The following is a 25,315-nucleotide window of genomic DNA, read 5'->3' as shown; positions in this document are numbered from 1 at the left end:
GTTCTCAAACAACACGCCCACCTGAACGCGCAGTCGAACCGCGGCTAAAAGCCGCGTATCGGCAGTGCGGGCAGATGAAAACCCCCGGAATCGCATCTGAATCTCTGTCGATTCCGCGGGCTTGTCGCGCTCCCCCGGCTTGGCCGTGTCGCGGCGACGTCGATAAAGTTACGCGAGGTGAAACTGGGAGTCAAATCCGCTGCTAGCAGGCCCTTTTCAGCCGGTTCAAGATCAACTCCGGCGCCCGCCGGGGGCGGTTCGGGCCCTGCTCTAGACCCGTTCCACCCCCGCCACGTTGCGCTTGCCGCGGCGCAGCACCAACCACCGGCCATGTAGGAAATCGTCGGGCTGCGGCGTCCATTCCTCGCTGTCGACGCGCACGTTGTTCACCGAGACACCGCCCTCGCCGACAGTGCGCCGGGCCGCGCCCCGACTTGCCGACAGCCCGGTGGCGACCAACAGGTCGACAATGCTGTCCGCGGTTCCGGGCTCCAGCTGCGCGACCGAGGTCTCTTGCAGGGCCGCGGTCAGGGTGGATTCGTCCAATCGGGTCAGCTCGCCCCGGCCGAACAGTGCCTGGCTGGCCAGCTCCACCGCCTCGGTCGCGGCCTCCCCGTGCACCAAGGTGGTGAACTCCCGGGCCAGGGCGCGCTGGGCGGCGCGCTCGTGCGGGCGTTGCGCGGTCGCTTCCTCCAGTGCGGCCAGCTCCTCGGCCGACAAGAAGGTGAACCAGCGCAGGTAACGGATCACGTCGGCGTCGGCGGTGTTGAAGAAGTACTGATACCAGGCGTACGGGCTGGTCATCTCGGGATCCAGCCACAGGCTCCCACCGCCGGTGGACTTGCCGAACTTGGTGCCGTCGGCGGCGGTAACCAGGGGCACCGTCAACGCGTGCACGGTCGCGCCCGACTTCTGGCGCACCAGCCGCACCCCGGCGATGATGTTGCCCCACTGATCGGAGCCGCCGATCTGCAGCGAACAGCCGTAGCGCTGATGCAGCTGCACGTAGTCGTTGGCCTGAAGGAGCATGTAGCTGAATTCGGTGTAGGAGATGCCCTCATCGAGTCGGCGCCGGATGGTGTCGCGGTCCAGCATCACGTTGACCGAGAAGTGTTTGCCCACGTCACGCAGGAATTCCACCGCCGACAGCGGCGCGGTCCAGTCCAGGTTGTTCACCACCACGGCACCGGTCGGGCCGTCGTCGAAGTCGACGAAGCGCTCCAGCTGCCCGCGGATCCGCTCGGACCACTCAGCCACGGTGTCCGCGGTGTTCAGGGTGCGTTCGCCGCTGTCGCGAGGATCGCCGATGAGCCCGGTGGCGCCGCCGGCCAACACGATGGGCCGATGCCCGGCCCGCTGGAAGCGGCGCAATGCCAGCAGCGGCACCAGGTTTCCGGCGTGCAGGCTCGGCGCGGTCGGGTCGAATCCGGCATACACCGTGATCGGTCCGCGCGTCACGTCGGCGGTCAGGGCGTCCAGGTCGGTCGACTGGGCGATCAGCCCGCGCCAGGTCAGCTCGTCGAGAATCGTCGTCGGCATGGGTTGATTTTCCCGGATCAGTCCGAGGCGCCCGGCGCCGGTGCCCGCGGGCTGCGTCGGTACGCCGAAACCTCGGGTGTCCCGGGCGCCCACAGCCGCCACGGCCGGTCGGCTGCCTGACTGACGCCCACGCGCGGCCCGGCCTGTGCCGGCAGCGGCCCGCCGAGCTGCAGCCGCACCGGGCTGCGTGGGGCGAACAGGTCGATTCCGTTGTCCGCCATGGTGATTCCCAACGCGGAGCAGAGGTTGCCCGGACCGCGGGCCAATGCCACGTCCGGCACGGTGTCACCGCGGCGGGCTTGGACCAGCTGCTTACCCGCGGCGATAACCGCCGCCCGCAGCAGCACCGCGGCGGCCGTCCCGTCCGGGCCGCAGACCACGTTGGCGCAGATGTGCATGCCGTAGCTGCGGTAGGTGTAGAGGCGCCCGGGCGGGCCGAACATCACGGTGTTGCGCGGGGTGGGGCCGCGGTAGGAATGCGCCGCCGGGTCCGGCCAGGGCCCGCTCGGCACGCCCCCGTAGGCCTCCACTTCGACGATGGTGGCGTCAACGCCGCGGCAGGTGAGGGTGGCGCCGAGTAATCGGTGGGCAGCCGCGAGCGGATCCACGGCAAGCCGGACAGCACTCACGCTGGGAGATTCTGCCTTGCCGCCGCAACGCCTTGACAGGGTGCCGTGCCAGGCAGATTATTCATCACATGGTGATTTCATCGCGTGATGAATTCTTGTCGGCGGGTCCTGCCGTGGCGATCGATCGCCTGCGGGTGGCGCGCGGCAAGCGGCCGGTGCTGCACGACCTCTCGGTGCAGATCGCCCCGGGCGCCATCACTGGCCTGCTCGGGCCGTCCGGCTGCGGCAAGACCACCCTGATGCGCGCCATCGTGGGCACCCAGCTGATCACCGGCGGCCGGGTCGAGGTGCTCGGCAGCCCGGCCGGCTCCCCCGTGCTGCGCCACCGGGTCGGCTACATGCCGCAGCAGGCCACCATCTACGACGACCTGCGAGTGATCGACAACGTGCGGTACTTCGCCGCACTCGCCGGGGTCGACACCCGCGACGCCGACGACGCGATCGCGTTGGTGGACCTGCAAAAGCACCGCGGCGACTACTGCGCCAACCTGTCCGGCGGGCAGCGCGCCCGGGTCTCCCTGGCCTGCGCCCTGGTCGGCCGGCCGGACCTGCTGGTGCTCGACGAGCCGACGATCGGCCTGGACCCGGTGCTGCGCGCCGAACTCTGGCAGCAGTTCGCGGCGCTGGCCCGGCGCGGCACCACCTTGCTGGTGTCCAGTCACGTGATGGACGAGGCCGAGCACTGCGGCGATCTGCTGCTGATGCGCGAGGGCCGGCTGCTGGCGCGGACCACCCCGCGACGACTGCGAGAGGAGACCGGATGTCAATCGATGGAAGAAGCGTTCCTGTCCATCATCCGGCGCACCACCGCGCCCCGAGCCGGCTGACCGGAGCCCTGCAGCTACGGCCCTTCGCGGCCACCACGCTGCGAATCCTGCGCCAGCTGGCAGGTGATCACCGCAGCGTCGCGATGATCCTGCTGGTGCCCAGCCTGGTCATCACGCTGATGTACTTCATGTTCTCGGGCGCCGTGCACCCGCCGGGTACGCCGTCGCCGTTCAACGCCGCCTGCCTGGTGCTGCTGGGCCTGTTCCCGCTGTTTCTGATGTTCGTGATCACCGCGATCACCATGCAGCGCGAACGCGCCTCGGGAACCCTGGAGCGCATCCTGACCACCCCGCTGCGCCGGGGCGACCTGCTGGCCGCCTACGGGACCGCGTTCTCGATCGCGGCGGCCGCGCAGGCCAGCCTGGCGTGTCTGGTCGCATTCTGGCTGCTGGATTTCCACACCGCGGGCAGCCCGGCATGGGTGTTCGGGATCGCGATCATCAACGCGGTGCTCGGCGTCGGCCTGGGGCTGCTGTGCAGCGCGTTCGCCCGCACTGAATTCCAGGCCGTGCAGTTCATTCCGCTGGTGATGGTGCCGCAGCTGCTGCTGGCCGGAATCATCGTGCCGCGCGCGGCGATGCCGGAGTGGCTGCAGTGGGTGAGCAACGCCATGCCGGCCAGCTACGCCCTCGAAGCGCTGCAGCAGGTGGGCGCCCACCCGGACCTGACCGGTGTCGCCGTGCGCGACATCGTCATCGTGCTGGCGTTCGCGACCGCGGCACTGGGACTGGCCGCGGTCACGCTGCGGCGACGGACCGCGTAATGGCCACCGCGTCGAACAGCCGCAGACCGGGTCGCCCGTCCGGCGGCTCGGACAACCGAGAGAAAATCCTGAGCGCGGCTCGAGAGCTGTTCGCCCGCAATGGTTTCGCGAACACCTCGATTCGGGCGGTGGCCGCCGCGGCGGGCGTCGACGCAGCGCTGGTACACCACTACCACGGCACCAAGCAGCAGCTGTTCGCCGCTGCGGTCGAGCTGCCGATCGATCCGATGGCGGTGCTGGGGCCGTTGCGCGAGACGCCGGTCGAGCGACTCGGGCGCACCCTGCCCGAACTGCTGCTGCCGCTGTGGGATTCGCAGGCCGGCACCGGCGTGATCGCGGCGATGCGGTCCATGCTCACCGGGACCGAGGTGCCCTTGGCCCGGTCGTTCTTTCGTGACATCGTGATCGCCGAACTCGCCCCGCGCATCGACGAGCCGTCCGGAACCGGCGTGCTGCGCGCCGAGTTCGCCGCCAGCCAGTTGATGGGCGTGGTGGTCGCCCGCTACATCGTCGGGCTCGAGCCGATCGCCTCGCTGCCCGCGCGGGAGGTGGTGGCGATGATCGCCCCGACCCTGCAGCGTTATCTCACTGGGGAGCTGCCGGACCCGCTTGGGCAATGAGCAGGGCGTGTTCGTCGTCGCCGATGGTTTCGGACTCGTCGATCAGCAGCACCGGGATGTCGTCGTCGATGCGGTAGGCCCGGTGCAGGCGCGGGTTGTAGAGCGCCTGGTTGCCGGAGCCACCGGAGCGCCGCACCAGCAGCAGCGGCCCGCGGTCGGCCGGGCAGACCAGGATGTCGAGCAGGTCCTGGGCGATCATGGTCGGCCACCGGCCAATTCGCCACGCACCGCGGCGGTCAGCCGTTTGAACTGCCGGCTGCCGGCGTCGTAGTACCAGGCGTTGCGTCCTGCCTTGGGCAGCCCGGCGTCGCGCAGCGCGCCCACCACCGGTCGGTACACGGTGCTCAGCGACAGGTCCGGCACCACGTGGATGACATCGGGACCGACACCGGACGGAAGCGCGGCCACCGCCTCGCTGAGGTCGGCCGCGGTGATGGTGGCGCCGGGCTGCACGGTCACCGCCGACACCACCAGGTCCGCCCCCTCCGTCGGCACCCGATAGGTGACGGCCAGGTCCACGCCGGTGACGGCGCCCAGGGCGTCGGTGATGACTACCGGGAAGGCGATCCCGCGGTCGGTGCGGATGCTGGATGCGCGCCCGCCGACCAGCCAGTAGTCGCCGTCGGCGTCGCGCCGGAACAGGAACTCGGTGGAGATCCAGGTGTCGGCCGGCGCGAACACCCCGCGCTTGACCGAGGCCGACGGGTCGATAGGTCCGCGCGGCTTGGCCAGCATCACGCCGACTTCATCGGTCTCGGCGACTCGCACGAAACCGCGGTCGTCTTCCAGGATCAGGTCGTGATCGCAGTCGTAGGCGGCCAGCTCGACATCCACCGCGCCGGGCAGCGGGCGCCCCTTGCTGCCGACCTTGGCGCCGGAGACGTTGGCCAGCACGGCCTGACCGTCCTTGGTGGCGAAGAACTCGACGACGTGGGCCGGCGCGAACACGTCGGTCACCCGGTTCCACAGGCCGACGGGCATACCGGAACCGATGAACAGCCGGACCGGGTGGTTGCCCTGCAAGACGAAGTTCGGGTCGTCGATGACCTCACCGAGCATCGCCCAGGTGTAGGACACCACGCTCACGCCGTACTGACGGACCTCGTAGACGAACCGGTCCGGGTTCAGGCCGCGCGAGAGCGCGATGCGGGCCCCACCGACCACGGCACCGCCGAGGCTGACCAGGAGTCCGGACTCGTGGTGCAGCGGTGTGAGGCAGTACACCGTGTCGTTGGGGCCCAGGGCCGCTGTCGACGCGGTGCCGAACGCCGAGAGCGCCCAGCGGAAGTTGGTGATCTGCTTGGCCACCAGCTCGCCGGCCGCGTTGCCGAAGGCCACGAATGCCAGGTCGCGGGCGAAACCGGGGTTCGGCCGGTACCAGCCGGGCAGTTCGACGGCGTCCGGGTCGATCTGCTCCATGTCGACGACGTCGATGTCGGTGGGCAGGTCCAGGTCGCGGGCTTCACCACCGCCGAGCACCAGCACCTGGCAGTCCAGTTCGCGGGCGGCCGCGCCGACCAGCTCCAGGGTCTCCGGGTCGACGATGATGTCGGAGATGCCGCCCAGGTGAGCCGCGGGCAGCAGGTCGCCGTCGGTCGGCATCAGCACGGCCACCGCACCCAGCCGAGACAGCGCCGCGATCGCGACCAGGGCGCTGGGCCGGGTGGCCATCAGCACGCCGACGTGGACGCCTTGGCGCACCCCGACTTCGATCAGGCCGCGGACGACGTTGTCGATGCGCTTGTTGACCGCCTCGTAGGTGTGCACGCGCCCGTCGAACAAGAGGAATTCGCCGTCGGGTGAGTCGGCGGCCTGCTCATCGATGATGCGGCCCAGCGAGATGCGGGTGTGGTCGTTGATCTGTCCGAGTCGGGCCAGCCGCGGCAGGGTGCGCGCGGTCTCAACGGCCATGGTGCGCATCGATTTCTGCGCCGCCACCATGGCGTCCGCGGCGCCGCGCGCCAGCGTCAACGCGACCTCGGAGGCCTCACCCAGCCCGTGCGCGATCCGCGACGTCATCGCCACACCGCGCTTGTCGCCTTCGGACGGCTGCGCGGACATCAGCGCCACGCCGGCCGGCTGCGGACCCATTCCGGACTGCCACAGCACCCAGCGCGCCACGGTCGGCCAGGTCAGTTCGGCGGCCTTGGAACCCACCACCAGACCGAAGTGGCCTGCCCGCAACAGATATTCGAAGACCTTGGCGTCGGGCGCCGCGCGGCGGATCCCGCGAACCGCCGCCGGCTGCCCGATGTCATCGACCTCGCCGACGAATGCCAGCACCGGACAGGTGATGTCGGTGAGCGTGACCAGCTGACCGTTGATCGCGAAACCACCCGTCATCATCCGGTTGTGGGCGATGAACTGCTTGAGCAGCTCGGAGATCGCCGGACCCGACCAGGCGATCCAGCCTTCGGACTCCAGGAAGCGGCGCTGCGCCTCGCGCGGCAGCAGGGCTTCGCGGTCATGCAGCTGGCGCAGGAAGTCCATCCGCGCCTTCGCCGTCTTGAGCGGGTCCATCATCTGGAAGCCCAGGCGAGCCTGCCATCCGGAGATGTCGAGCCGGTTGAAGACGTGGTCGGCCATGAAGCCGGCGACACCGGAGGCCAGATTGGGCGGCAGTCCCATCGGCAGCGCGGCCAGCGTGTCCACCGGAGAACCGAACGCGATGATGCTGGCGATGTTCTTCGAATGCCGGTATGCCCCGGTCTGATAGGCGAACATGCCGCCCTGGGAGTAGCCGGCCACGTGCACGTCGCGCCCGGTGGTCTCGGCCACGGTGTCGATGGCCTGGCTCAGGCCGACGATGTGGTCGGCCAGGTTGCGGCGCATGCCGCCTTCGATCTGGTCCGGTGAGCCGAAGTCGATCACCCACGGGTCCACGCCGGCGGCCCGCAGAATGCCGACCGCGCCCTCGTCTTGCGTGACGTCCCACATGTTTGCCGACATCATCATCGGGTGCACCAGCAGCACCGGCGGTCCGGGCTGCGGTTGACCCGGTCGGCTGTCCGGCGGGAAGTACCGCCGCAGCTTGTACATCGGGGTGCTCTCGACGATCTGGAACGGTGAGGGCACAGTTCCGGTCTCCAGACCGCCCCAGCGCAGCACCTCCAGGCCGTTCTGTGCAGTGGCCATCAGCCACTCGACCGGCCGGGTGATGGCCGACAAGTTCAGATCCACCGCTGCTCCCCTACGTTGCGCACGATCCTGGAATGACGTGCACATTCTGGCATATCAGGGCCGTTCGTCCGGCTGGTTCACCATTCGCCGAGGGGCAGGCAGTACCGTTCCAGCAGTGGCACACCTGCTCGGAGCTGAGGCCCTTCACCTGCGGTACCCCACCGGTGTGGTGTTGGACTCAGTCACCCTCGGGGTCAATGACGGCGCCCGGATCGGCATCGTCGGGCGCAATGGCGACGGCAAATCGTCGCTGCTGCGGCTGCTGGCCGGCGCCGCCACCCCGGACTCGGGCCGCGTCACCCGGCGCAGCGGACTGCGGGTCGGATTGCTGGACCAGGCCGACACCCTCGCCCCGGACAGCACGCTGGGGGCGTCGCTGGTCGGTGACCAGGCCGACCATGAATGGGCCTCCAATCCGCGAATCCGCGACGTGGTGGACGGCTTGGTCTCCGACATCGCATGGGACGCAACCATCTCCGGGCTGTCGGGCGGGCAACGCCGGCGAGTGCAGTTGGCGGCCTTGCTGATCGGCGAATGGGACGTGATCTGCCTCGACGAGCCGACCAACCACCTCGACGTCGAGGGAATCACCTGGCTGGCGCGCCATCTTCAGCAGCGCTGGGCTCGCAGTGCCGGCGCCCTGCTGGTGGTCACGCACGACCGGTGGTTTCTCGACGAGGTGGCCACCACCACCTGGGAAGTGCACGACCGCATCGTGGAACCGTTCCAGGGCGGCTATGCGGCCTATGTTCTGCAGCGGGTGGAGCGCGACCGGATGGCCGCGGCCAGTGAGGCCAGGCGGCAGAACCTGTTACGCAAAGAGTTGGCCTGGCTGCGACGTGGGGCACCGGCGCGCACCTCCAAGCCGAAGTTCCGCATCGAGGCGGCCAACGCGCTGATCGCCGATGTTCCGCCGCTGCGCAACGACGTCGAGCTGATGAAGCTGGCGACCGCACGGCTGGGCAAGGATGTCATCGACCTGCTGGACGTCTCGGTCTCGTTCGACGGCAAACCGGTGCTGCGCGACGTCGAGTGGCGGATCGGCCCCGGTGAGCGCACCGGGATCGTCGGCGCCAACGGTGCCGGGAAATCCACCCTGCTCGGGCTGATCGCCGGGACGGTGGTGCCGGACAGCGGCCGAGTCAAGCGCGGCAAGACGGTGCGACTGGGCATGTTGGACCAGCAGTCGGCGGAATTGGCGACGCTGCGCGACGACCGGGTCGCCGACGTGCTGGGCCGGCTGCGCAACGACTACCAGGTCGACGGCAAGGAGATGACGCCCGCACAGCTGTTGGAGCGGCTCGGGTTCGGCAGCGCTCAGCTGTCGGCGCGGGTGGGCGAGCTCTCCGGCGGGCAGCAGCGGCGGCTGCAGTTGATGCTCACCTTGCTCGCCGAGCCGAACGTGCTGGTGCTCGACGAGCCCACCAACGACGTCGACACCGACATGCTGACCGCGACCGAGGATCTGTTGGACTCCTGGCCGGGCACCTTGATCGTGGTCTCCCATGACCGGTATCTGTTGGAGCGGGTGACCGACAACCAGTACGCGATCCTGGACGGGCGCCTGCGCCACCTACCGGGCGGTGTCGATGAATACCTGCAGCTGGCCGCCGACGCTCGTCGAGCGCCGGTGTCGCGGCCCGCCGCCGCTGCCGACGATGGTCCCGGTCCGCTGTCGGGAGCCGAACTGCGTGCGGCACAGAAGGATCTGGCGGCCGTCGATCGCCGGCTCGCGCGGCTGGCCGAGCAGATCGAGGCCAAGCATCACGAGCTGGCCGACTTTGACCAGTCCGATCACGTGGGCCTGGCGGAGCTCACCCGGCAGCTGAGGGCGCTGGAGGCCGAGGTGGCCGAGCAGGAGGGCCGTTGGCTGGAGCTCTCGGAGCTGGTGGAGTAGGCGCGCGTCAGCGCCGCTCGAAATGCTGGTAGTCCACCGGCGAGCGCCAGTTGCCGCCCCAGCTCCACCCAGCATCGGTGAAGGCGCGCACCGCGGCATCACCGGCATGCAGCAGGCCCGGCTCGATCCGGCGGCGATCCAGGTAGACCGCGGCGTTGCGGGGCACGAACCTGCCGTGATCGACCCACGGATTCAGCAGCGGGTTGACGTCGATGGCCCGGCCATAGGCGTGGAGCGCCCAGTTGCCGGAGCCCGGGATGCGCCGGCAGTTGAACGCCGAGGTGTTGTTGTCCTCCATCGACAGCTCGTCGTCACCGCCGCGATAGTGCGCCACCGGTTGCATCCGCTCGATCGGGAACTCCAGCCGGTAGAGGCGGTCGAATATGGCGATGACCTGCGGAACCAGCTCCTGATGCACGATCAACTCGCCGCGATGCGGCCGGTCGTCGAAGCCCAGGTGGGTCACGGTGACCCGCCGCAAATGCGCGGGGGTGACCGGGCAGTCGCGGTGCCAGGTGGGGCCGAGTTCGGTGGCCGTGACGGCTGCGACGGCGGCGGGCTCGGGTGCGTTGCGCGGCGCGGATTCCGCCGGCGCCGAGCCGGGTGGCGGCCCGGCGCCGGTGCACTGCGCCAGCAGCCCGCAGAGCGCGAGCGCCGCCATCAGGCGCCCCGCGGTCGAGATCTTCCGGCTGCCGTTGATCCCAATCACGCTAGCGCAGCGCTCGATCCGCTACCGGCCGCCGCCGCTGTCTGGACTGGCGGACCCGGGCAGACTCACTACGCTGGCGGAAGACGCATTCGGCAACGGGGCCACCACCCCGATGACAGCACCCGCGACGAAGGGAACGGATCACAGCATGCCGCTGAAGGCCCCGGTTGACCCCGATGCCGTCCGCTCGTTGTCCACCGCGATGCGCGAAGGCTCGCAGGCGGCCCACGATGCCGCCGAGGCCTCGCCGTTCGTGTCGGAGCTGATGGACGGCAAGGTCAACGAGCAGGGCTACGTCGACTACCTGCTGCGGTTGCGGATCGTCTACGCCGCACTGGAGGCCGCGGTACGGGCGAACCGCGACGACGCACTCGTCGCGTCGGTGTACGACCCGGCCCTGGAGCGGCTCTCCGCGATCGAGGCCGACCTGGAGTTCTGGGCCGGTGGAGCCGTCGCGGAAGTCGAATCACCCGCCGCTCAGGCCTACTGCGACCGCATCGCCGGCGCCTCGGCCGGCGAGTTGCTGGCCCACCACTACACCCGCTACCTCGGAGACCTCTCCGGCGGCCAGGCGATCGGACGGGTGCTGGACCGCACGTTCGCGCTCGGCGGCGCCGGCCTGGCGTTCTACGAGTTCCCGGTGCGGGCGAAACCGTACAAGGACGCCTACCGTGCCCGACTCGACCAGCTCGGTCTGGAGCCCGACGAGATCGACGGGGTGGTCGACGAGGTCCGGCACGCCTTCGGACTCAACCAGGACCTGTTCGACGAACTGGCCGAGAACCTGGCGGCCTATTACCGCGACTCCGCGGGTTAGCCCGCCGAATCTGCGGCGGTTCGCCGGCGCGCTCGGCTCACCGCCTGCCGGACCGACTCCAGCTGCTCGGCCACCCGCACCGGCGCGGTACCGCCGCGGGCGTCCCGCGAGCCCACCGACCCCTCGACCGTCAGCACCTGACGTACCCGCGGGGTGAGCTCCGGGCTGATGGCGGCCAGTTCGTCGTCGGTCAGCTCGTCGAGGCCGACGCCGCGCCGCTCGGCAACCTTCACCGCCGCCCCCGCGGCCTCGTGGGCGATGCGGAACGGGACACCTTGGCGCACCAGCCATTCGGCGATATCGGTGGCCAGGGTGTAGCCGGCCGGTGCCAGCGCGGACATCCGCTCGGTGTCGAAGCGCAGGGTGCCGACCAGCCCGGCCATCGCCGGCAACAGCAGCTCGAGCTGCGCCGCCGAGTCGAACACCGGCTCCTTGTCCTCCTGCAGGTCGCGGTTGTAGGCCAGCGGCTGGGCTTTGAGCGTCGCCAGCAGGCCGGTCAGGTTGCCGATCAACCGGCCGGACTTGCCGCGGGCCAGCTCGGCGATGTCGGGATTCTTCTTCTGCGGCATGATCGAGCTGCCGGTCGACCAGGAGTCATGCAGCACGGCGTAGCCGAATTCCGTTGAACTCCACAAGATGATGTCTTCGGCCAACCGGGACAGATCGACGGCGATCATCGCGAACACGAAGGCGGCCTCGGCGGCGAAGTCGCGGGCGGCGGTGGCGTCGATCGAGTTGTCCGCGGCCGCGGTGAAGCCGAGTTCGGCGGCGATGGCGTCCGGGTTCAGGCCCAGTGACGAACCGGCCAGCGCGCCCGATCCGTACGGCGAGACGGCGGCGCGGGCGTCGAAGTCGATGATCCGGTCCACGTCGCGCAGCAGCGGGTGGGCGTGGGCCAGCAGATGGTGGGCCAGCAGCACCGGCTGCGCGGACTGCAGGTGGGTCTTGCCCGGCATGATGGCGTCCGGGTGGGCGCCGGCCTGGTGGGCCAGCGCCTCGACCACGTCGAGCACTCCGGCGGCGACGCGGCGTACCGCGTCGCGCAGCCACATCCGAAAAAGCGTGGCCACCTGGTCGTTTCGTGACCGCCCGGCGCGCAGCCGGCCGCCCAGATCAGGACCGACCCGGTCGATCAGGCCGCGCTCCAGCGCGCCGTGCACGTCTTCGTCGGTGACCAGCGGCCCGAAGCTGCCGTCGGCGACGTCCGCGCCGAGACTGTCCAGGCCGGCCAGCAGCCCGTCACGCTGCTCGGTGGTGAGCAGCCCGGCGTGAAAAAGCACCTTCGCGTGCGCCTTGGAGGCGGCCACGTCGTAGGGCGCCAGCACCCAGTCGAAGTGGGTGGATTTGCTCAGCGCCGCCAGCGCGTCGGACGGTCCTTCGGCGAACCGCCCGCCCCACAGTGATCCTTCGTTGGTGCTCATTTCGGCCCCCTTGTTGCGCCGAGTGGCACTTTCACGACGTCACACCGGCGTGTCGCGTCGTCAGAATGGCACTCGCGGCCAAGGACCGGGATCACGAACCCAGATCCCGGCGGGCGGAGATCTTGGAGCTCAACCCGTGGATCTGCACGAAGCCACGCGCCGCGGTCTGGTCGAAAGTGTCGCCCTCGTCGTAGGTGGCCAGGTTGAAGTCATACAGCGACTCCGCGCTGCGCCGGCCGTTGATGATGATGCTGCCGCCGTGCAGGACCAGGCGGATGTCACCGGAGACGTGCTGCTGGGTGTCCTCGACGAACACCTCCAGCGACCGCTTGAGCGGGCTGAACCACAGGCCGTCATAGGTGAGCTCGCCCCACTTGCGGTCCACACCACGCTTGTAGCGGCCCAGTTCGCGCTCCAGGGTGACGTGCTCGAGCTCGGTGTGCGCGGTGATCAGCACCATCGCGCCGGGCGCCTCGTAGATCTCGCGGCTCTTGATGCCCACCAGCCGGTCCTCGACCACGTCCAGCCGGCCCACGCCCTGCGCGCCGGCCCGGGTGTTGAGCTCCTGGATGATCTGCAGCACGCTAAGCGGGCGACCGTCGATGGCCACCGGGCGGCCCTTATCGAAGCTGATGATCAGCTCGTCGGGGGCGTTGAAGTTGACCGTCGGGTCCTCGGTGTAGTCGTAGACGTCCTTGGTGGGGGCGTTCCACAGGTCTTCGAGGAATCCGGTCTCCACCGCGCGGCCCCACACGTTCTGGTCGATGGAGAACGGCGAGCGCTTGGTGACGTTGATCGGGATGTCGTTCTGCTCGGCGAACGCGATGGCCTTCTCGCGGGTCCAGGCGTAGTCGCGGACCGGGGCGATCACGTCGAGTTCGGGTGCGAGCGAGGCGAAGCCGACCTCGAAGCGGACCTGGTCGTTGCCCTTGCCGGTGCAGCCGTGGGCGACGATGGTGCCGCCATGGCTGCGCGCGGCGTCCACCAGGTGCTTGACGATCAGCGGCCGGCTGATGGCCGAGACCAGCGGGTAGCGGTCCATGTAGAGCGCGTTGGCCTTGATGGTCGGCAGGCAGTACTCGTCGGCGAACTCGTCGCGGGCGTCGACCACGACGGCCTCCACCGCACCGCAGTCCAGGGCCCGCTGGCGTACCACTTCCATGTCCTCGCCGCCCTGGCCGAGGTCGATGGCGACGGCGACGACTTCGCGGCCGGTCTCCTTGCCGATCCAGCTGATCGCCACCGAAGTGTCCAGGCCGCCGGAATACGCCAGGATGACGCGTTCGGACATCGAGTTCTCCTTGCTTTGTGTTGCTGTGTGCTTGTGGGTGTTACTGCAGGTCGTTGAGGGTGGCGGCGAGTTCGGTGCCGGTCATCGGCTCACGGGCCGCCACGAAGATGGTGTCATCCCCGGCAATGGTGCCGACGACGTACGGTAGCGCGGCCCGGTCGATGGCACTGGCCAGGTAGTCCGCCGCCCCGGGCGGGGTGCGCAGCACGGCGAGATTTCCGGTGGCATCGGTGGACACCAGCAGCTCGCCCAGCAGCCGGGACAGCCGGTCGGTGCCGCCGGACAGGCGCAGTGGGTTGCCGTCCTCGGGAATGACGTATCCCCCGGCCCCGCCATCGGGACCGCGCAGTTTCACCGCGCCCAGCTCTTCGAGGTCACGCGACAGGGTGGCCTGGGTGACCTCGATGCCGTCGGCGGCCAGGAGGGTGGCCAGCTCGGTCTGGCTGCGCACCACGGCCGAGGACAGCACCTCCACGATGCGGGCCTGGCGGCCCACTCGCGAGACGGTGCTGTCGGCGCGGCTCATCGTGACCGTTCCAGCAACCACACCAACAGCGCCTTCTGCGCGTGCAGGCGGTTTTCGGCTTCGTCCCACACCGCGCTGCGCGGCCCGTCGATCACCGAGTCGGTGATCTCGTCGCCGCGGTGTGCCGGCAGGCAGTGCAGCACCGTGACGTCCGGGTCGGCCAGGCCGACGAGTTCGTCGTTGATCTGGAAGGGCCGAAACGGCGCCACCCGGTCCAGGCCGTCGTCTTCCTGGCCCATCGAGGTCCAGGTGTCGGTGACCAACACGTCGGCTCCGCCGGCGGCCTTGGCAGCGTCGGCGGTGAGGGTGACCGAGGCGCCGGTGTCGGCGGCGCGTTCCCGCGCGGCGGCGACGACGGCCGGGTCGGGGGTGAAGCCTTCGGGGGCGGCGACGGTGACGTGCACCCCGGCGGTCACCCCGCCGAGCATCAGCGAGTGCGCCATGTTGTTGGCGCCGTCGCCGAGGTAGGTCAGCTTGAGCCCGTTGAGTGCGCCTTTGCGTTCGGCGATGGTCTGCAGGTCGGCCAGCACCTGGCAGGGGTGGAACTCATCGGAGAGCGCGTTGACGATCGGCACCGTCGCGGTGCTGGCCATCGCGGTCAGCCGGTCCTGGGCGAAGGTGCGCCACACGATGGCATCGACGTAACGCGACAGCACCTGCCCGGTGTCTTCGAGGGTTTCGTCGCGGCCCAGCTGGGTGGAGCGGCCGTCGACGACGACGGCGTGCCCGCCGAGTTGGGCGATGCCGATCTCGAAGGAGAACCGGGTGCGGGTGGAGTTCTTGTCGAAGATCACCGCGACCCCGCGCGGGCCTTCCAGCGGCCGCCGGCTGAACGGCGCCGCTTTCAGTTCTGCTGCCAGAGCCAGGATTTCGGCCTGCTCGGCCGGTGTGACGTCGTCGTCGCGGAGGAAGTGGCGGATCATTGTGCTGCCTCCTGGGCGGTGTCGAGGATGCCCGGCAGGGCGGTGATGAAGCTGCCGATCTGTTCCTCGGTGACGATCAGCGGCGGCGCCAGCCGGACCACGCCCGCCGCGGCGGCGTTGACCAGGAAGCCGGCCTCGCGGGCGGCCAGTTCGACGGCCTTGGCCTTGGGCTCGGTGAGCACCACGCCGGCCAGCAGGCCCTTGCCCCGGACGTGGTCGACCAGCGGATGGCCCAGTTCCTCGATGCCGTGGCTCAGCGTCTTGCCCAGCGTGGCGGCCCGGGCGATCAGGTCGCCGTCGGCCAGCGCCCGCAGCACCGCCAACGCCGCCGCGGTGCACACCGGGTTGCCGCCGAAGGTGCTGCCGTGCAGGCCCGGGGTCAGCAGGTCACCGGCCGCGCCGACCGCCAGGCAGGCACCGATGGGCAGGCCGCCGCCCAGGCCCTTGGCCAGCGTGATGATGTCGGGGGTGATGCCGTCGTGCTGGTGGGCGTAGAAGGCGCCGGTGCGCCCGATCCCGGTCTGGACTTCGTCGAGCACCAGCAGGGCGCCGTGGGCGGCGGTGATGCCGCGGGCCTCGGCCAGGTAGCCGGCGGGTGGGGTGACGACGCCGCCCTCCCCCATGATCGGCTCCAGAAACACCGCGGCGGTGCTCGAATCGACGGCCGCGGCCAACGCCTTGGTGTCGCCGTAGGGCACGTGGGTGATGTCGCCGGGCAGCGGCTCGAACGGTGCCTGCTTGTCCGGCTGCCCGGTCAAGGCCAGCGATCCCATGGTGCGGCCGTGGAAAGCGCCTTGGGCGGCAACGATCTTCGTCTTTCCGGTGAGCCGGGTCATCTTGAAGGCCACTTCGTTGGCCTCGGTGCCGGAGTTGCAGAAGAACACCCGCGCCGGCGCACCGAGGTGGCCGACCAGGCCCTCGGCCAGGGCGATGCCCGGCTCGGTGGCATACAGGTTGGAGGTGTGGCCCAACGTGTTCAGCTGGGTGGTGACGGCCTCGATCACCGCGGGGTGCCGGTGGCCGAGCACGTTGACCGCGATGCCGCCCAGCAGGTCGACGTAGCTCTTGCCCGAATCGTCGGTCACCACCGCGCCCTGCCCGCTGACCAGTGCCAGCGGCGGGGTGCCGTAGTTGTTCATCATCACCGCCTGCCAGCGGTCTTGCAGACTCATGGGTTTACCACCTTGGTTCCGGTGCCGGCGTGGGTGAAAAGCTCGACCAGCACGCAGTGTTCGACGCGGCCGTCGATGATGTGGGCGCTGGGCACCCCGCCGCGGACGGCGCGCAGGCAGCCTTCGACTTTGGGGATCATGCCGGACTCCAGTCGCGGCAGCAGTTGCTCCAATGTGGCGGTGTCGATCTCACTGACCAGCGAATCGGTGTTGGGCCAGTCGGTGTAGAGGCCGTCGACGTCGGTGAGCATCAACAGTTTCTCGGCTTGCAGCGCTTCGGCCAGCGCGGCCGCCGCGGTGTCGGCGTTGATGTTGTGCACCACCCCGTCGGGATCGGGCGCCAGGGTGGAGACCACCGGAATCCGGCCTGCGGCAATCAGGTCCAGCACCGCGGCGGTGTTGACTTTGTCGACGTCGCCGACCAGGCCGATGTCGGTGGCGACCCCGTCGACGTTCACGCTGCGCCGCACCGCGGTGAACAGCGCGGCGTCCTCGCCGGTGATGCCCACCGCGTACGGGCCGTGGGCGTTGATCAGGCCGACGAGTTCGCGGCCGACCTGGCCGAACAGCACCATGCGCGCCACGTCGAGCACTTCCGGTGTGGTGACCCGGAATCCGCCCTTGAAGTCACCTTCGATGCCGAGTTTCTTGAGCATGGCGCTGATCTGCGGCCCGCCGCCGTGCACCACCACCGGGTGGATTCCGCAGTTGCGCAGGAAGGCCATGTCGGCGGCGAAGGCGTGCTTGAGGGTGTCGTCGGTCATGGCGTTGCCGCCGTACTTGACGACGACGATCTTGCCGTGCAGCTGCTTGAGCCACGGCAGGGCTTCCGCCAGTACCTGGGCTTTGACGGTGGTGGTGAGTTCTGTCATGAGGAATACGCGGAATTCTCTTCGACGTAGGCGTGTGACAGGTCGGTGGTGCGCACCATGGCCTGCCCGCTGCCGAGGTGCAGTTCGACGGTCACGCGGATGTCGGCCCCGGACAGGTCGACCTCCCGGGCTCCGGGCATCGGCGTTCCGTCGGAGAAGACCGGGGAGCCGTTGAACGACACCGTGATCCGGTCGGGGTCGATGGTGAACGGCACCATCCCGACGGCGGCCAGCACCCGCCCCCAGTTGGGGTCCGAGCCGAACAGCGCGGTCTTGACCAGGCTGTCGCGGGCCACGATCCGCGCGGCGATCAGGGCGTCGGCGTCGCTGCCGGCGCCGCTGACGGTGATCGACACCCGCTTGGTGACGCCCTCGGCGTCGGCCTGAAGCTGGGCGCACAGGTCGTCGCAGACGGCCAGCACCGCGGCGTCCAGGTCGTCTTGGCTGGGCGTGATCTCGCTGGCGCCCGACGCCAGCAGCAGCACCGTGTCGTTGGTGGAGCAGCTGCCGTCGATGTCGAGCCGGTCGAACGTCACCGCGGTGGCCCGCCGCAGGGCGGCGTCCAGCGCGGCCGCGTCGACCTTGGCGTCGGTGGTCAGCACCACCAGCATGGTGGCCAGCGACGGCGCCAGCATGCCGGCACCCTTGGCCATGCCGCCCACGGTCCAGTCGCCCTTGTGGTGCAGCGCAACCTGTTTGGGGACGGTGTCGGTGGTCATGATGGCGCGGGCGGCTTCGTCTCCGCCGACCAGGCCGCCGGCCATGGCCTGCACCACGTCGGTGACACCGGCCAGCAGCTTGTCCATCGGCAGCCGGTCACCGATCAGACCGGTGGAGCAGACCGCCACCTCGGCGGCCCCGGTCTCGGTGCCCCAGTGCGACAGTGCCGCCGCGACCGCTTCGGCGGTGGTGTGCGTGTCTTGGAAACCGCCCGGCCCGGTGCAGGCGTTGGCGCCGCCGGAGTTCAGGATCACCGCCCGCAGCCGGCCGCCCTTGAGCACCTGCTGGCTCCACTGCACCGGCGCGGCCTTGACCTGGTTACTGGTGAACACACCGGCCGCCGCATAGTCCGGGCCCTCGTTGAACACCAGCGCCAGATCCGGATTCCCGGAAACCTTGATACCGGCCGCGATTCCCGCGGCCCGGAATCCTCCGGGTGCGGTGACACCCTGCTCGCGCACCAGCCGAACGTCAGTCATGGCGCCACTCCTACGACGGAAAGCCCTTCGGTCTCCGGCCAGCCCAGCGCCAGGTTCATCGCCTGCACGGCTGCGCCGCCGGTGCCCTTGACCAGGTTGTCGATCGCGGCGATCGCGATGAACGTTGAGGCGTCCTGGTCCACGGCGACCGCAAGGTGGGCGGCGTTGCTGCCGATCACCGATCCGGTCTTGGGCAGCTGGCCTTCGGGCAGCAGGTACACGAACGGCTCGTCGTGATAGGCCTTTTCGTAGACCGCGCGCAATTCCGACAGCGGCGCCGTGGTCTTGGCGGTGCAGGTGGCCAAGATGCCCCGCGATGCCGGGATCAGCACCGGGACGAACGCGACGCTGACGTCGCGGTGGGTGACCGCCCGCAGTCCCTGACTGATCTCCGGGGTGTGCCGGTGGGCGCCGCCGATGTTGTAGGCCCGCGCCGATCCGATGACCTCCGAGCCCAAAAGGTCGACCTTGGCGGCCTTTCCGGCGCCGGAGGTGCCACTGACGGCGACCACGGTGACGTCGGGTTCCACCAGTCCGGCGGCGACGGCCGGGAACAGCGCCAGCAGCGCCGCGGTCGGGTAGCAGCCCGGCACCGCGATTCGCCGGGCGTCCTTGAGTTTGTCGCGACCGCCGGGCAACTCGGGCAGACCGTAGGGCCAGGTGCCGGAGTGCGCCGAGCCGTAGAAGCGTTCCCAGTCGGTCGGATCGCCCAGCCGGAAGTCCGCGCCGCAGTCCACCACCAGGGTGTTGTCGTCGAGTTGCTCAGCGAGCACCGCCGAATGCCCGTGCGGCAGGCCGAGGAACACCACGTCGTGTCCGGCGAGGGTGTCGACCTCGGTCGGCTCGAGGACGCGGTCGGCCAGCGGCACCAGATGCGGGTGCTGTTCGCCCAGGGTGCTGCCGGCGTTGCCGGCGGCGGTCAGGGCGCCGATGCTCAGCCGGCCGTCGGCGTAGGCGGGATGCCCGAGCAGCAGCCGCAGGATCTCCCCGCCGGCGTAGCCGCTGGCACCAGCCACCGCCACTTTGATCGCTTTGGTCACTCGGCGATTCTGCATGATTATGCGTTTATACGCAAACTAATTACGGCGGGGTGCGGGCACGAACGTGCCAGCTGCACGGTAGCCGACCGTCAGGCCGCTCCGGCGTCGCGGTAGGCCTCCAACAGTCGCAGCCAGATCTCACTGATCGTCGGGAAACACGGCACGGCGTGCCACAGCCGGCTGATCGGCACCCGGCCGGCGACGGCGACGGTGGCCGAATGCAGCAGCTCAGCCACACCGGGGCCCACGAAGGCCACGCCGAGCAGGAACAACTCGTCGGCGTCGACCACCATGCGGGCCCGCCCGCGGTAGCCGTCGGCGTGCAGCTTAGCCCCCATCACCGCGTCGCCGATCTCGACGTCCACCACCTGCACCCGGTGGCCGGCCCGCTCGGCCTTCGCGGCGGTGAGCCCGACCGCGGCCGCCTCGGGGTCGGTGAAGAAGACCTGCGGTACGGCGTGGTGGTCGGCGGTGGCGGCGTGCATGCCCCACGGCGCGGTGTCCAGTGGCTCCCCGGCGGCCCGGGCGCCGATGGCGTCGCCGGCGATGCGCGCCTGATATTTGCCCTCGTGGGTGAGCAGTGCGCGGTGATTGGCGTCGCCGCAGGCATACAGCCACCCCTCCTCGACGGCGCGCACCCGGCAGGTGTCATCGACCTCCAGCCAGTCGCCGGGGGTGAGTCCGACGGTTTCCAGGCCGATGTCGCCGGTGAGCGGGGTGCGGCCGGTCGCGAACAAGATCTCGTCGACGTCGAGCTCGGTGCCGTCGGTCAGCTCCAGGCGCACCGGGCCGTCGCCCGCCCGCTCGAGCCGGGCCACCGAAACACCGGTGCGCACGTCGACTCCGGCGTCGGCCAGCCCGCGAGCGACGTATTCGCCGACGAACGGTTCCATCCGCGGCAGCAACCCCGAGCCGCGCACCAGCAGCGTCACCGCCGAACCCAATCCCTGCCAGGCGGTGGCCATCTCGACGCCCACACCGCCGGCCCCGACCACGGCGAGGCGCCCCGGCACCGACGTGGCCTCGGTGGCTTCGCGGTTCGTCCACGCACGGGCGTCGGCCATGCCCGGCAGATCCGGCAGGGACGCGCGGGTTCCGGTGCAGATGACGACGGCGTGCCGGGCGGTCAGCGTCACGTCGCCGCCGTCGGTGGCGACCACCACCCGTCGTGGCCCGTCCAGGCGACCGTGGCCGCGCACCAGCGTCGCTCCGACCCCCTCGATCCAGTCGGCCTGCCCGGAGTCGTTCCAGTCCCCCACATAGTGATTGCGGCGCCGAAACACCCCGGCGGCATCGATCGAAGAGCTGACGGCCTGTCGTGCGCCGTCGACGCGGCGCGCATCATCGAGCGCGAGCACCGGCCGCAGCAGGGCCTTGCTGGGCACGCAGGCCCAGTAGGAACATTCGCCGCCGATGAGTTCGCGTTCCACGATCGCCACGCTCAGCCCGGCGGCGCGGGCGCGGTCGGCGACGTTCTCCCCGACCGGTCCGGCACCGAGGACGACGACGTCGTACGTTTCGGTCATCTGAGCGCGTCCTCTCGAAGCTGTTTGGCGAGGAAAGCTGGATCCATCCCAGCACGGACTCCCCGGGTACGCCACTGCGAGCTTGCCCAGCTGTTTCCCGGGCAAGCCCGTGGATGCCGCGCATCTGACCAGCGGCAGTACAGAATGTAAGCGGAAACTCGTGCATTGCCGACTACGATAGGCACGATGGGGACTTTGACGATCCGCACTGATTCCGAGGTGGAACGGGCCTTGGCCGAGCTGACCAGCGGGGGCCGTTCGCGGTCGGAGGCCGCTCGCGCGGCGATCTTGGATGCCGAACGCGCTCGCCGCCGGGAGCGTATGCGTGCCGAAGCCGAAGAACTGCGCAACGACCCCGACGATGTTGCTGCCTCGCGCGAGCTCGCAGCAGAGATGGACACCATCCGTGCGTGGTGACGTGTACCGCCTGCGAGCCCCGAAGGAAGCACGCGGCCACGAGCAATCCGGGTCGCGCTACGCGGTCGTGGTGCAGTCCGATGATCTTCCGCTATCGACCTGGATCGTCGCGCCAACCTCGACCGGCCGTCGCGCGGCCTCGTTCCGCCCAGAAATTGAAATCGGCGGCGGCACAACCCGCGTGCTGGTCGAGCAACTCACCGTGATCGATCCGCAGCAGCGCCTCGGCGAGTTCGTCGGCCGGTTGAGTACCGGCGAGCTGCAGGACGTCGACACCGCCCTGCGCTCGGTGCTGGCACTGGACTGAGGAAGTTGACCGTGCCGCCGGGCTCGGAAGTCTACCCCCGCAGGGCGGCGCCGACGGCCTCTCCGGCGCGGGCGACGGCGGCGTCGCGGGCCGCACTGGCCTCGTCCTCGGTCAGCGTGCGATCGGCGGCCCGGAAGCGCAGCGCGAACGCCAGCGACTTGCGGCCCTCGCCGACCTGCGGGCCGGTGTAGACGTCGAACAGTGCGATGTCCTCCAGCAGCTCTCCGGCGCCCTCGCGCACCGCGTCGGCCACCGATTGCGCGGTCACCTTCTCATCGACCACCAGGGCCAGGTCCTGGAACACCGCCGGGAACGGCGACACCCGGGGAGCCGGCAGGGCCGCGGACAGCGGGATGGCATCCAGGTTCAGCTCGACCGCACAGGTGCCCTTGGGCAGGCCGGCGCGTTCGATGACGGCCGGGTGCAGCTGGCCGGCGTGGCCGATCACGGTCTCGCCGACGAGCACCTCGGCGCAGCGGCCCGGATGCCACGGCAGCTGGGCCGCGGAGCGCAGGGTGACCTCGACGCCGCTGGCGCGGGCGATCACCCGTGCCGCCTCGATGGCGTCGGCGGCTTCCACCGGCCGGCCCGGCCCCCATGGTCCCCGGGGTTCGGCCAGGCCGGTCAGTGCGACCGCGATGTGCTGCGGCTGGCGCGGCAGGGCGGCATCGATTCCGGCGATCTCGGCGTCGGTCGGGCGCCGAGCAGGTGTGACGGCCGGGAACTCGGCTGGCCCCGCCGACTGCACCACCTGGGCGATCGCAAACAGGGCGACGTCACTCATGCCGCGAGACACGTTGCGGCCCAAGGCTTCCAACAGGCTGGGCAGCAAAGTGCTGGCCAGCTGGGGCCGGTCGGCCTCCAGCGGGTTGAGCACCGACACCGTGGCGCGGCGCGGGTCGTCGTCGGCCAGCCCCCAGGTGTCGAACACTCCGGCGGGCAGGAACGGCGTGGCCAGCACCTCGACGTAGCCGGCCAGGGCCAGCGACTTGCCGATCGCGCGGCGCCGACGCTGGGTGGCAGTCAGGCCACGCCCGGCCGGCGCGGCGGGCAGCACCGACGGAATGGACTCCAGTCCCTCCAGCCGCAGCACCTCCTCGACCAGGTCGGCCGGCTGGCGCAGATCTGGGCGCCAGCTCGGCGGGGTGACGGTCAACACGTCCCCGGCGACCGCCACCTCGCAGCCGATCTGGGTCAGCCGCCGAACGGTGGTGCCCTCGGGGTAGCTCACCCCCGCGGTGCGGTCCGGCAGGTCGGCGGGAATCTCGATCGGAGCCTGGCTCCAGTTCTCGACGGGCGGCTCCCCGCGCCAGTCAGTCAGGCCCGATCCGATGACTCCCCCGGCGATTTCGGCCAGCAGGCTCGCACAGCGGTCCAACACGGCCACCGAGATGGCCGGATCCACGGAGCGCTCATAGCGCCGAGCGGCTTCGCTGGGCAGGTGCAGCCGCCGCGCGGTCCGTGACACCGCGGCGGGGTCCCAGATCGCGGCCTCCAGCAGCACATCGGTTGAGTCGTCGCGCATTTCGGTGCTGCCCGAGCCCATCACGCCGCCGATCGCGGCGGTGGCGACGTCGTCGACGATGAGCACGTCGACCGGTTCCAGTTTGCGTTCGATGTCATCGAGGGTGGTGACGGTTTCGCCGGGCGCGGCGAAGCGGACGTCGAAGCCGCCGGTGATGCGGGCCCGGTCGTGGGCGTGCATCGGGTGGCCGAGTTCGACCATCACGTAGTTGGTGGCGTCGACGGCCGGGGAGATCGCCCGGATGCCGCACAGCGCCAGGCGCCGTTGCAGCCACCACGGCGATACCGCTGCCGGGTCGATCCCGGTGACGCTGCGCAGCGCGAAGCGGCGTACCCCGGTGCCCGGCTGCACACTCAGCGGCCACGCCTCACCCTCGGCGGGCAAAGCCGGGACCGCAGCCGGGTCCGCGAAGTCCAGGTCCAGCGCGCAGGCGATGTCGCGTGCCAGCCCACGCACCGACATGCAGTAGCCGCGGTCGGGGGTGATGGCCAGCTCGTAGACCACGTCGTCGAGGCCCAGTACTTCCGCGGCGTCCGCACCGGGCTCGGCGGTGCCATCCGGCAGCACCAGGATGCCGGAATGGTCGGTGCTCAGCCGTATTTCGGACGCCGAGCAGATCATGCCGTCGGAGGTGCGGCCGTAGGTCTTGCGGGTGGCGATGGTGAAATCACCGGGCAGCACCGCGCCGGGCAGTGCGACGGCCACCAAGTCACCGACGGCGAAATTGCTGGCACCGCAGACGATGTCACGCGGCTCGGCCTCGCCGACGTCGACGCGGCAGGCCCGGATCGGCTTCTTGAACTCGGTGAGTTCCTCGATCTCGACCACCCGGCCGACCTTGAACGGCCCGGTGACCGGACCCAGGGTGTGCACGCCCTCGACCTCGTGGCCGATCCGCAGCAGCGCCTGCTCGAGTTCGGCGGCGGTGATGTCGAATCCCGGCGCTCCGGCGATCAGCGTCTCACGCAACCAGCTGTAGGGAATACGCATCAGGCGCCCACCCCGAATGGCAGGGAGAACCGGACGTCGCCCTCGACCATGTCGCGCATGTCGGGGATTCCGTTGCGGAACTGCAGGGTTCGCTCCAATCCCATACCGAACGCGAAGCCGGAGTATTCGGCCGGGTCGATGCCCACCGCACGCAAGACGTTGGGGTGCACCATCCCGCAGCCACCCCATTCCACCCAGCCGGGCCCGCCCTTTTTGCCCTCGAACCAGATGTCGACCTCGGCCGACGGTTCGGTGAACGGGAAGAAGTGCGGCCGGATACGGGTCTTGGCGGCCGGCCCGAACTCGGACTGGGCGAAGGCGTCCAGGGTGCCGCGCAGGTGCGCCATGGTCAGACCGCGGTCGACCGCGAGCCCCTCGACCTGGTGGAACACCGGGGTGTGGGTGGCGTCGAGTTCGTCGGTGCGGAAGGTGCGCCCGATCGAGACGACGTAGACCGGCAGTTCGCGGGCCAGCAGGGCGCGGATCTGCACCGGGGAGGTGTGGGTACGCAGCAGTTGTCGCGATCCCGGCGGGGCGATGTGGAAGGTGTCCTGATCACTGCGCGCGGGGTGGTCGACCGGGAAGTTCAGCGCGTCGAAGTTGAAGTGCTCGGCTTCGACCTCGGGGCCCTCGGCCAGTTCCCAGCCCATCGCGACGAAGGTGTCGGCGACGTGTTCGGCGAGCATGGTGATGGGGTGCCGGGCGCCCACGGGCTTGCGGGCCGAGGGCAGCGTGACGTCGATGCTCTCGGCGGCCAGCACGGCGGCGTCGCGTTCGGCGCGCAGGGCCGCCAGCCGCTCGTCGTAGGCGCGCTGGGCGTCGGTGCGCGCGGCATTGACGCGCTTGCCGGCGTCGGCTCGCTCGGTCTTGTCCAGCTTGGCCAGCGCTTGGCGGGCCAGCGCCAGCGGCGCCTTGTCACCGAGGTGCTCGGTTTTGGCGTGGGCCAGCGCATCCAGGTCGGCGGCCGCGGCAAAGGCGGCCTGCGCCGCCTGCAGCGCTGAGGTCAGGGTCGCGTCGGAGACGACGGACGGGGCCAACTGTTCAGCAGGCTGATTGCCCACGGACGAAACTCCCCCTACTGGCTGTGATTTTGGCTGAGACGCAAGCGTCGATCTTATCGACAT

General features: G+C 70.0%; 23 protein-coding genes. 7 read left to right on the top strand and 16 right to left on the bottom strand.

Features of this window, described 5'->3' with window-relative positions; all coding sequences use genetic code 11:
* Window positions 1-270: 270 nt before the first annotated feature.
* Window positions 271-1,539 (bottom strand): tyrosine--tRNA ligase, encoded by a 1,269-nt coding sequence (gene tyrS / locus N416_RS0114920; protein ID WP_024442908.1) that lies wholly within the window; start codon window positions 1,537-1,539, stop codon window positions 271-273.
* A gap of 17 nt (window positions 1,540-1,556) precedes the next feature.
* Window positions 1,557-2,168 carry a DNA-3-methyladenine glycosylase gene (locus N416_RS0114915; protein ID WP_024442907.1) on the bottom strand — a complete coding sequence of 204 codons (612 nt, stop codon included), beginning with the start codon at window positions 2,166-2,168 and terminating at the stop codon, window positions 1,557-1,559.
* A 68-nt stretch (window positions 2,169-2,236) separates the two neighbouring features.
* Here N416_RS0114915 and N416_RS0114910 point away from each other — a divergent pair, with 68 nt between their 5' ends.
* The 3 genes from N416_RS0114910 to N416_RS0114900 are packed head-to-tail and all read left to right on the top strand — an operon-like array spanning window position 2,237 to window position 4,379.
* The gene (locus N416_RS0114910; protein WP_024442906.1) at window positions 2,237-2,995 is read left to right on the top strand and encodes an ABC transporter ATP-binding protein; all 759 of its coding nucleotides are present in this window, start codon (window positions 2,237-2,239) and stop codon (window positions 2,993-2,995) included.
* Window positions 2,929-3,759: an ABC transporter permease gene (locus tag N416_RS0114905; protein ID WP_081654587.1), complete on the top strand. Its 831-nt coding sequence runs from the start codon at window positions 2,929-2,931 to the stop codon at window positions 3,757-3,759. The genes N416_RS0114910 and N416_RS0114905 overlap by 67 nt, the downstream gene beginning before the upstream one ends.
* Window positions 3,759-4,379: a TetR family transcriptional regulator gene (locus tag N416_RS0114900; RefSeq protein ID WP_024442904.1), complete on the top strand. Its 621-nt coding sequence runs from the start codon at window positions 3,759-3,761 to the stop codon at window positions 4,377-4,379. The genes N416_RS0114905 and N416_RS0114900 overlap by 1 nt, the downstream gene beginning before the upstream one ends.
* On the opposite strand, the gene N416_RS0114895 is transcribed toward N416_RS0114900, so the two are convergent.
* A complete protein-coding gene (locus N416_RS0114895; protein WP_024442903.1) occupies window positions 4,345-4,578 on the bottom strand; it encodes a Trm112 family protein in 234 nt (77 codons plus the stop codon). The genes N416_RS0114900 and N416_RS0114895 overlap by 35 nt on opposite strands.
* Entirely contained in the window at window positions 4,575-7,559 is a 2,985-nt protein-coding gene (locus tag N416_RS0114890; protein ID WP_024442902.1) for an acyl-CoA synthetase, read from the bottom strand. Before N416_RS0114890 ends, N416_RS0114895 begins: the two co-directional genes overlap by 4 nt.
* A 115-nt stretch (window positions 7,560-7,674) precedes the next feature.
* Between N416_RS0114890 and N416_RS0114885 the strand changes: the two genes are divergently transcribed.
* Complete coding sequence (locus tag N416_RS0114885; protein ID WP_024442901.1) at window positions 7,675-9,456, top strand: ABC-F family ATP-binding cassette domain-containing protein; 1,782 nt, start codon at window positions 7,675-7,677, stop codon at window positions 9,454-9,456.
* Between the two features lie 7 nt (window positions 9,457-9,463).
* On the opposite strand, the gene N416_RS0114880 is transcribed toward N416_RS0114885, so the two are convergent.
* Entirely contained in the window at window positions 9,464-10,117 is a 654-nt protein-coding gene (locus N416_RS0114880) for a M15 family metallopeptidase (RefSeq protein ID WP_024442900.1), read from the bottom strand.
* Window positions 10,118-10,313: 196 nt separating this feature from the next.
* Here N416_RS0114880 and N416_RS0114875 point away from each other — a divergent pair, with 196 nt between their 5' ends.
* On the top strand, window positions 10,314-10,982 hold the full coding sequence (locus N416_RS0114875; protein WP_024442899.1) for a heme oxygenase (biliverdin-producing): 669 nt from the start codon (window positions 10,314-10,316) through the stop codon (window positions 10,980-10,982).
* Here the strand turns inward: N416_RS0114875 and argH are convergent.
* The 9 genes from argH to N416_RS0114830 all read right to left on the bottom strand — a co-directional run bounded on the left by argH (window position 10,979) and on the right by N416_RS0114830 (window position 20,952).
* Window positions 10,979-12,403 carry an argininosuccinate lyase gene (gene argH, locus N416_RS0114870; protein ID WP_024442898.1) on the bottom strand — a complete coding sequence of 475 codons (1,425 nt, stop codon included), beginning with the start codon at window positions 12,401-12,403 and terminating at the stop codon, window positions 10,979-10,981. The genes N416_RS0114875 and argH overlap by 4 nt on opposite strands.
* Window positions 12,404-12,494: 91 nt before the next feature.
* Complete coding sequence (locus tag N416_RS0114865) at window positions 12,495-13,694, bottom strand: argininosuccinate synthase (protein WP_024442897.1); 1,200 nt, start codon at window positions 13,692-13,694, stop codon at window positions 12,495-12,497.
* Between the two features lie 40 nt (window positions 13,695-13,734).
* Window positions 13,735-14,220 carry an arginine repressor gene (locus tag N416_RS0114860; RefSeq protein WP_024442896.1) on the bottom strand — a complete coding sequence of 162 codons (486 nt, stop codon included), beginning with the start codon at window positions 14,218-14,220 and terminating at the stop codon, window positions 13,735-13,737.
* Complete coding sequence (argF, locus tag N416_RS0114855; protein WP_024442895.1) at window positions 14,217-15,143, bottom strand: ornithine carbamoyltransferase; 927 nt, start codon at window positions 15,141-15,143, stop codon at window positions 14,217-14,219. Before argF ends, N416_RS0114860 begins: the two co-directional genes overlap by 4 nt.
* On the bottom strand, window positions 15,140-16,315 hold the full coding sequence (locus tag N416_RS0114850) for an acetylornithine transaminase (protein WP_024442894.1): 1,176 nt from the start codon (window positions 16,313-16,315) through the stop codon (window positions 15,140-15,142). The genes argF and N416_RS0114850 overlap by 4 nt, the downstream gene beginning before the upstream one ends.
* Window positions 16,312-17,187, bottom strand: coding sequence for an acetylglutamate kinase (gene argB, locus N416_RS0114845; RefSeq protein ID WP_024442893.1), 876 nt, complete (start codon window positions 17,185-17,187; stop codon window positions 16,312-16,314). The genes N416_RS0114850 and argB overlap by 4 nt, the downstream gene beginning before the upstream one ends.
* On the bottom strand, window positions 17,184-18,386 hold the full coding sequence (gene argJ, locus N416_RS0114840; RefSeq protein WP_024442892.1) for a bifunctional glutamate N-acetyltransferase/amino-acid acetyltransferase ArgJ: 1,203 nt from the start codon (window positions 18,384-18,386) through the stop codon (window positions 17,184-17,186). The genes argB and argJ overlap by 4 nt, the downstream gene beginning before the upstream one ends.
* On the bottom strand, window positions 18,383-19,441 hold the full coding sequence (argC, locus tag N416_RS0114835) for an N-acetyl-gamma-glutamyl-phosphate reductase (RefSeq protein ID WP_024442891.1): 1,059 nt from the start codon (window positions 19,439-19,441) through the stop codon (window positions 18,383-18,385). The genes argJ and argC overlap by 4 nt, the downstream gene beginning before the upstream one ends.
* A 74-nt stretch (window positions 19,442-19,515) precedes the next feature.
* Window positions 19,516-20,952 (bottom strand): NAD(P)/FAD-dependent oxidoreductase, encoded by a 1,437-nt coding sequence (locus N416_RS0114830; protein WP_024442890.1) that lies wholly within the window; start codon window positions 20,950-20,952, stop codon window positions 19,516-19,518.
* Between the two features lie 186 nt (window positions 20,953-21,138).
* Between N416_RS0114830 and N416_RS0114825 the strand changes: the two genes are divergently transcribed.
* Both N416_RS0114825 and N416_RS0114820 read left to right on the top strand, forming a co-directional pair.
* The gene (locus N416_RS0114825) at window positions 21,139-21,369 is read left to right on the top strand and encodes a hypothetical protein (RefSeq protein WP_024442889.1); all 231 of its coding nucleotides are present in this window, start codon (window positions 21,139-21,141) and stop codon (window positions 21,367-21,369) included.
* Window positions 21,314-21,676 (top strand): type II toxin-antitoxin system PemK/MazF family toxin, encoded by a 363-nt coding sequence (locus tag N416_RS0114820; protein WP_369797606.1) that lies wholly within the window; start codon window positions 21,314-21,316, stop codon window positions 21,674-21,676. The genes N416_RS0114825 and N416_RS0114820 overlap by 56 nt, the downstream gene beginning before the upstream one ends.
* Window positions 21,677-21,707: 31 nt before the next feature.
* On the opposite strand, the gene pheT is transcribed toward N416_RS0114820, so the two are convergent.
* On the bottom strand, window positions 21,708-24,191 hold the full coding sequence (gene pheT, locus N416_RS0114815; protein WP_024442887.1) for a phenylalanine--tRNA ligase subunit beta: 2,484 nt from the start codon (window positions 24,189-24,191) through the stop codon (window positions 21,708-21,710).
* Window positions 24,191-25,228: a phenylalanine--tRNA ligase subunit alpha gene (gene pheS, locus N416_RS0114810; RefSeq protein ID WP_036458147.1), complete on the bottom strand. Its 1,038-nt coding sequence runs from the start codon at window positions 25,226-25,228 to the stop codon at window positions 24,191-24,193. Before pheS ends, pheT begins: the two co-directional genes overlap by 1 nt.
* Window positions 25,229-25,315: the final 87 nt, after the last annotated feature.

The organism is Mycobacterium sp. UM_WGJ, assembly GCF_000455125.1.
Taxonomy (GTDB): Bacteria; Actinomycetota; Actinomycetes; order Mycobacteriales; family Mycobacteriaceae; genus Mycobacterium.
This window is presented reverse-complemented; position numbering and strand designations above follow the sequence as displayed.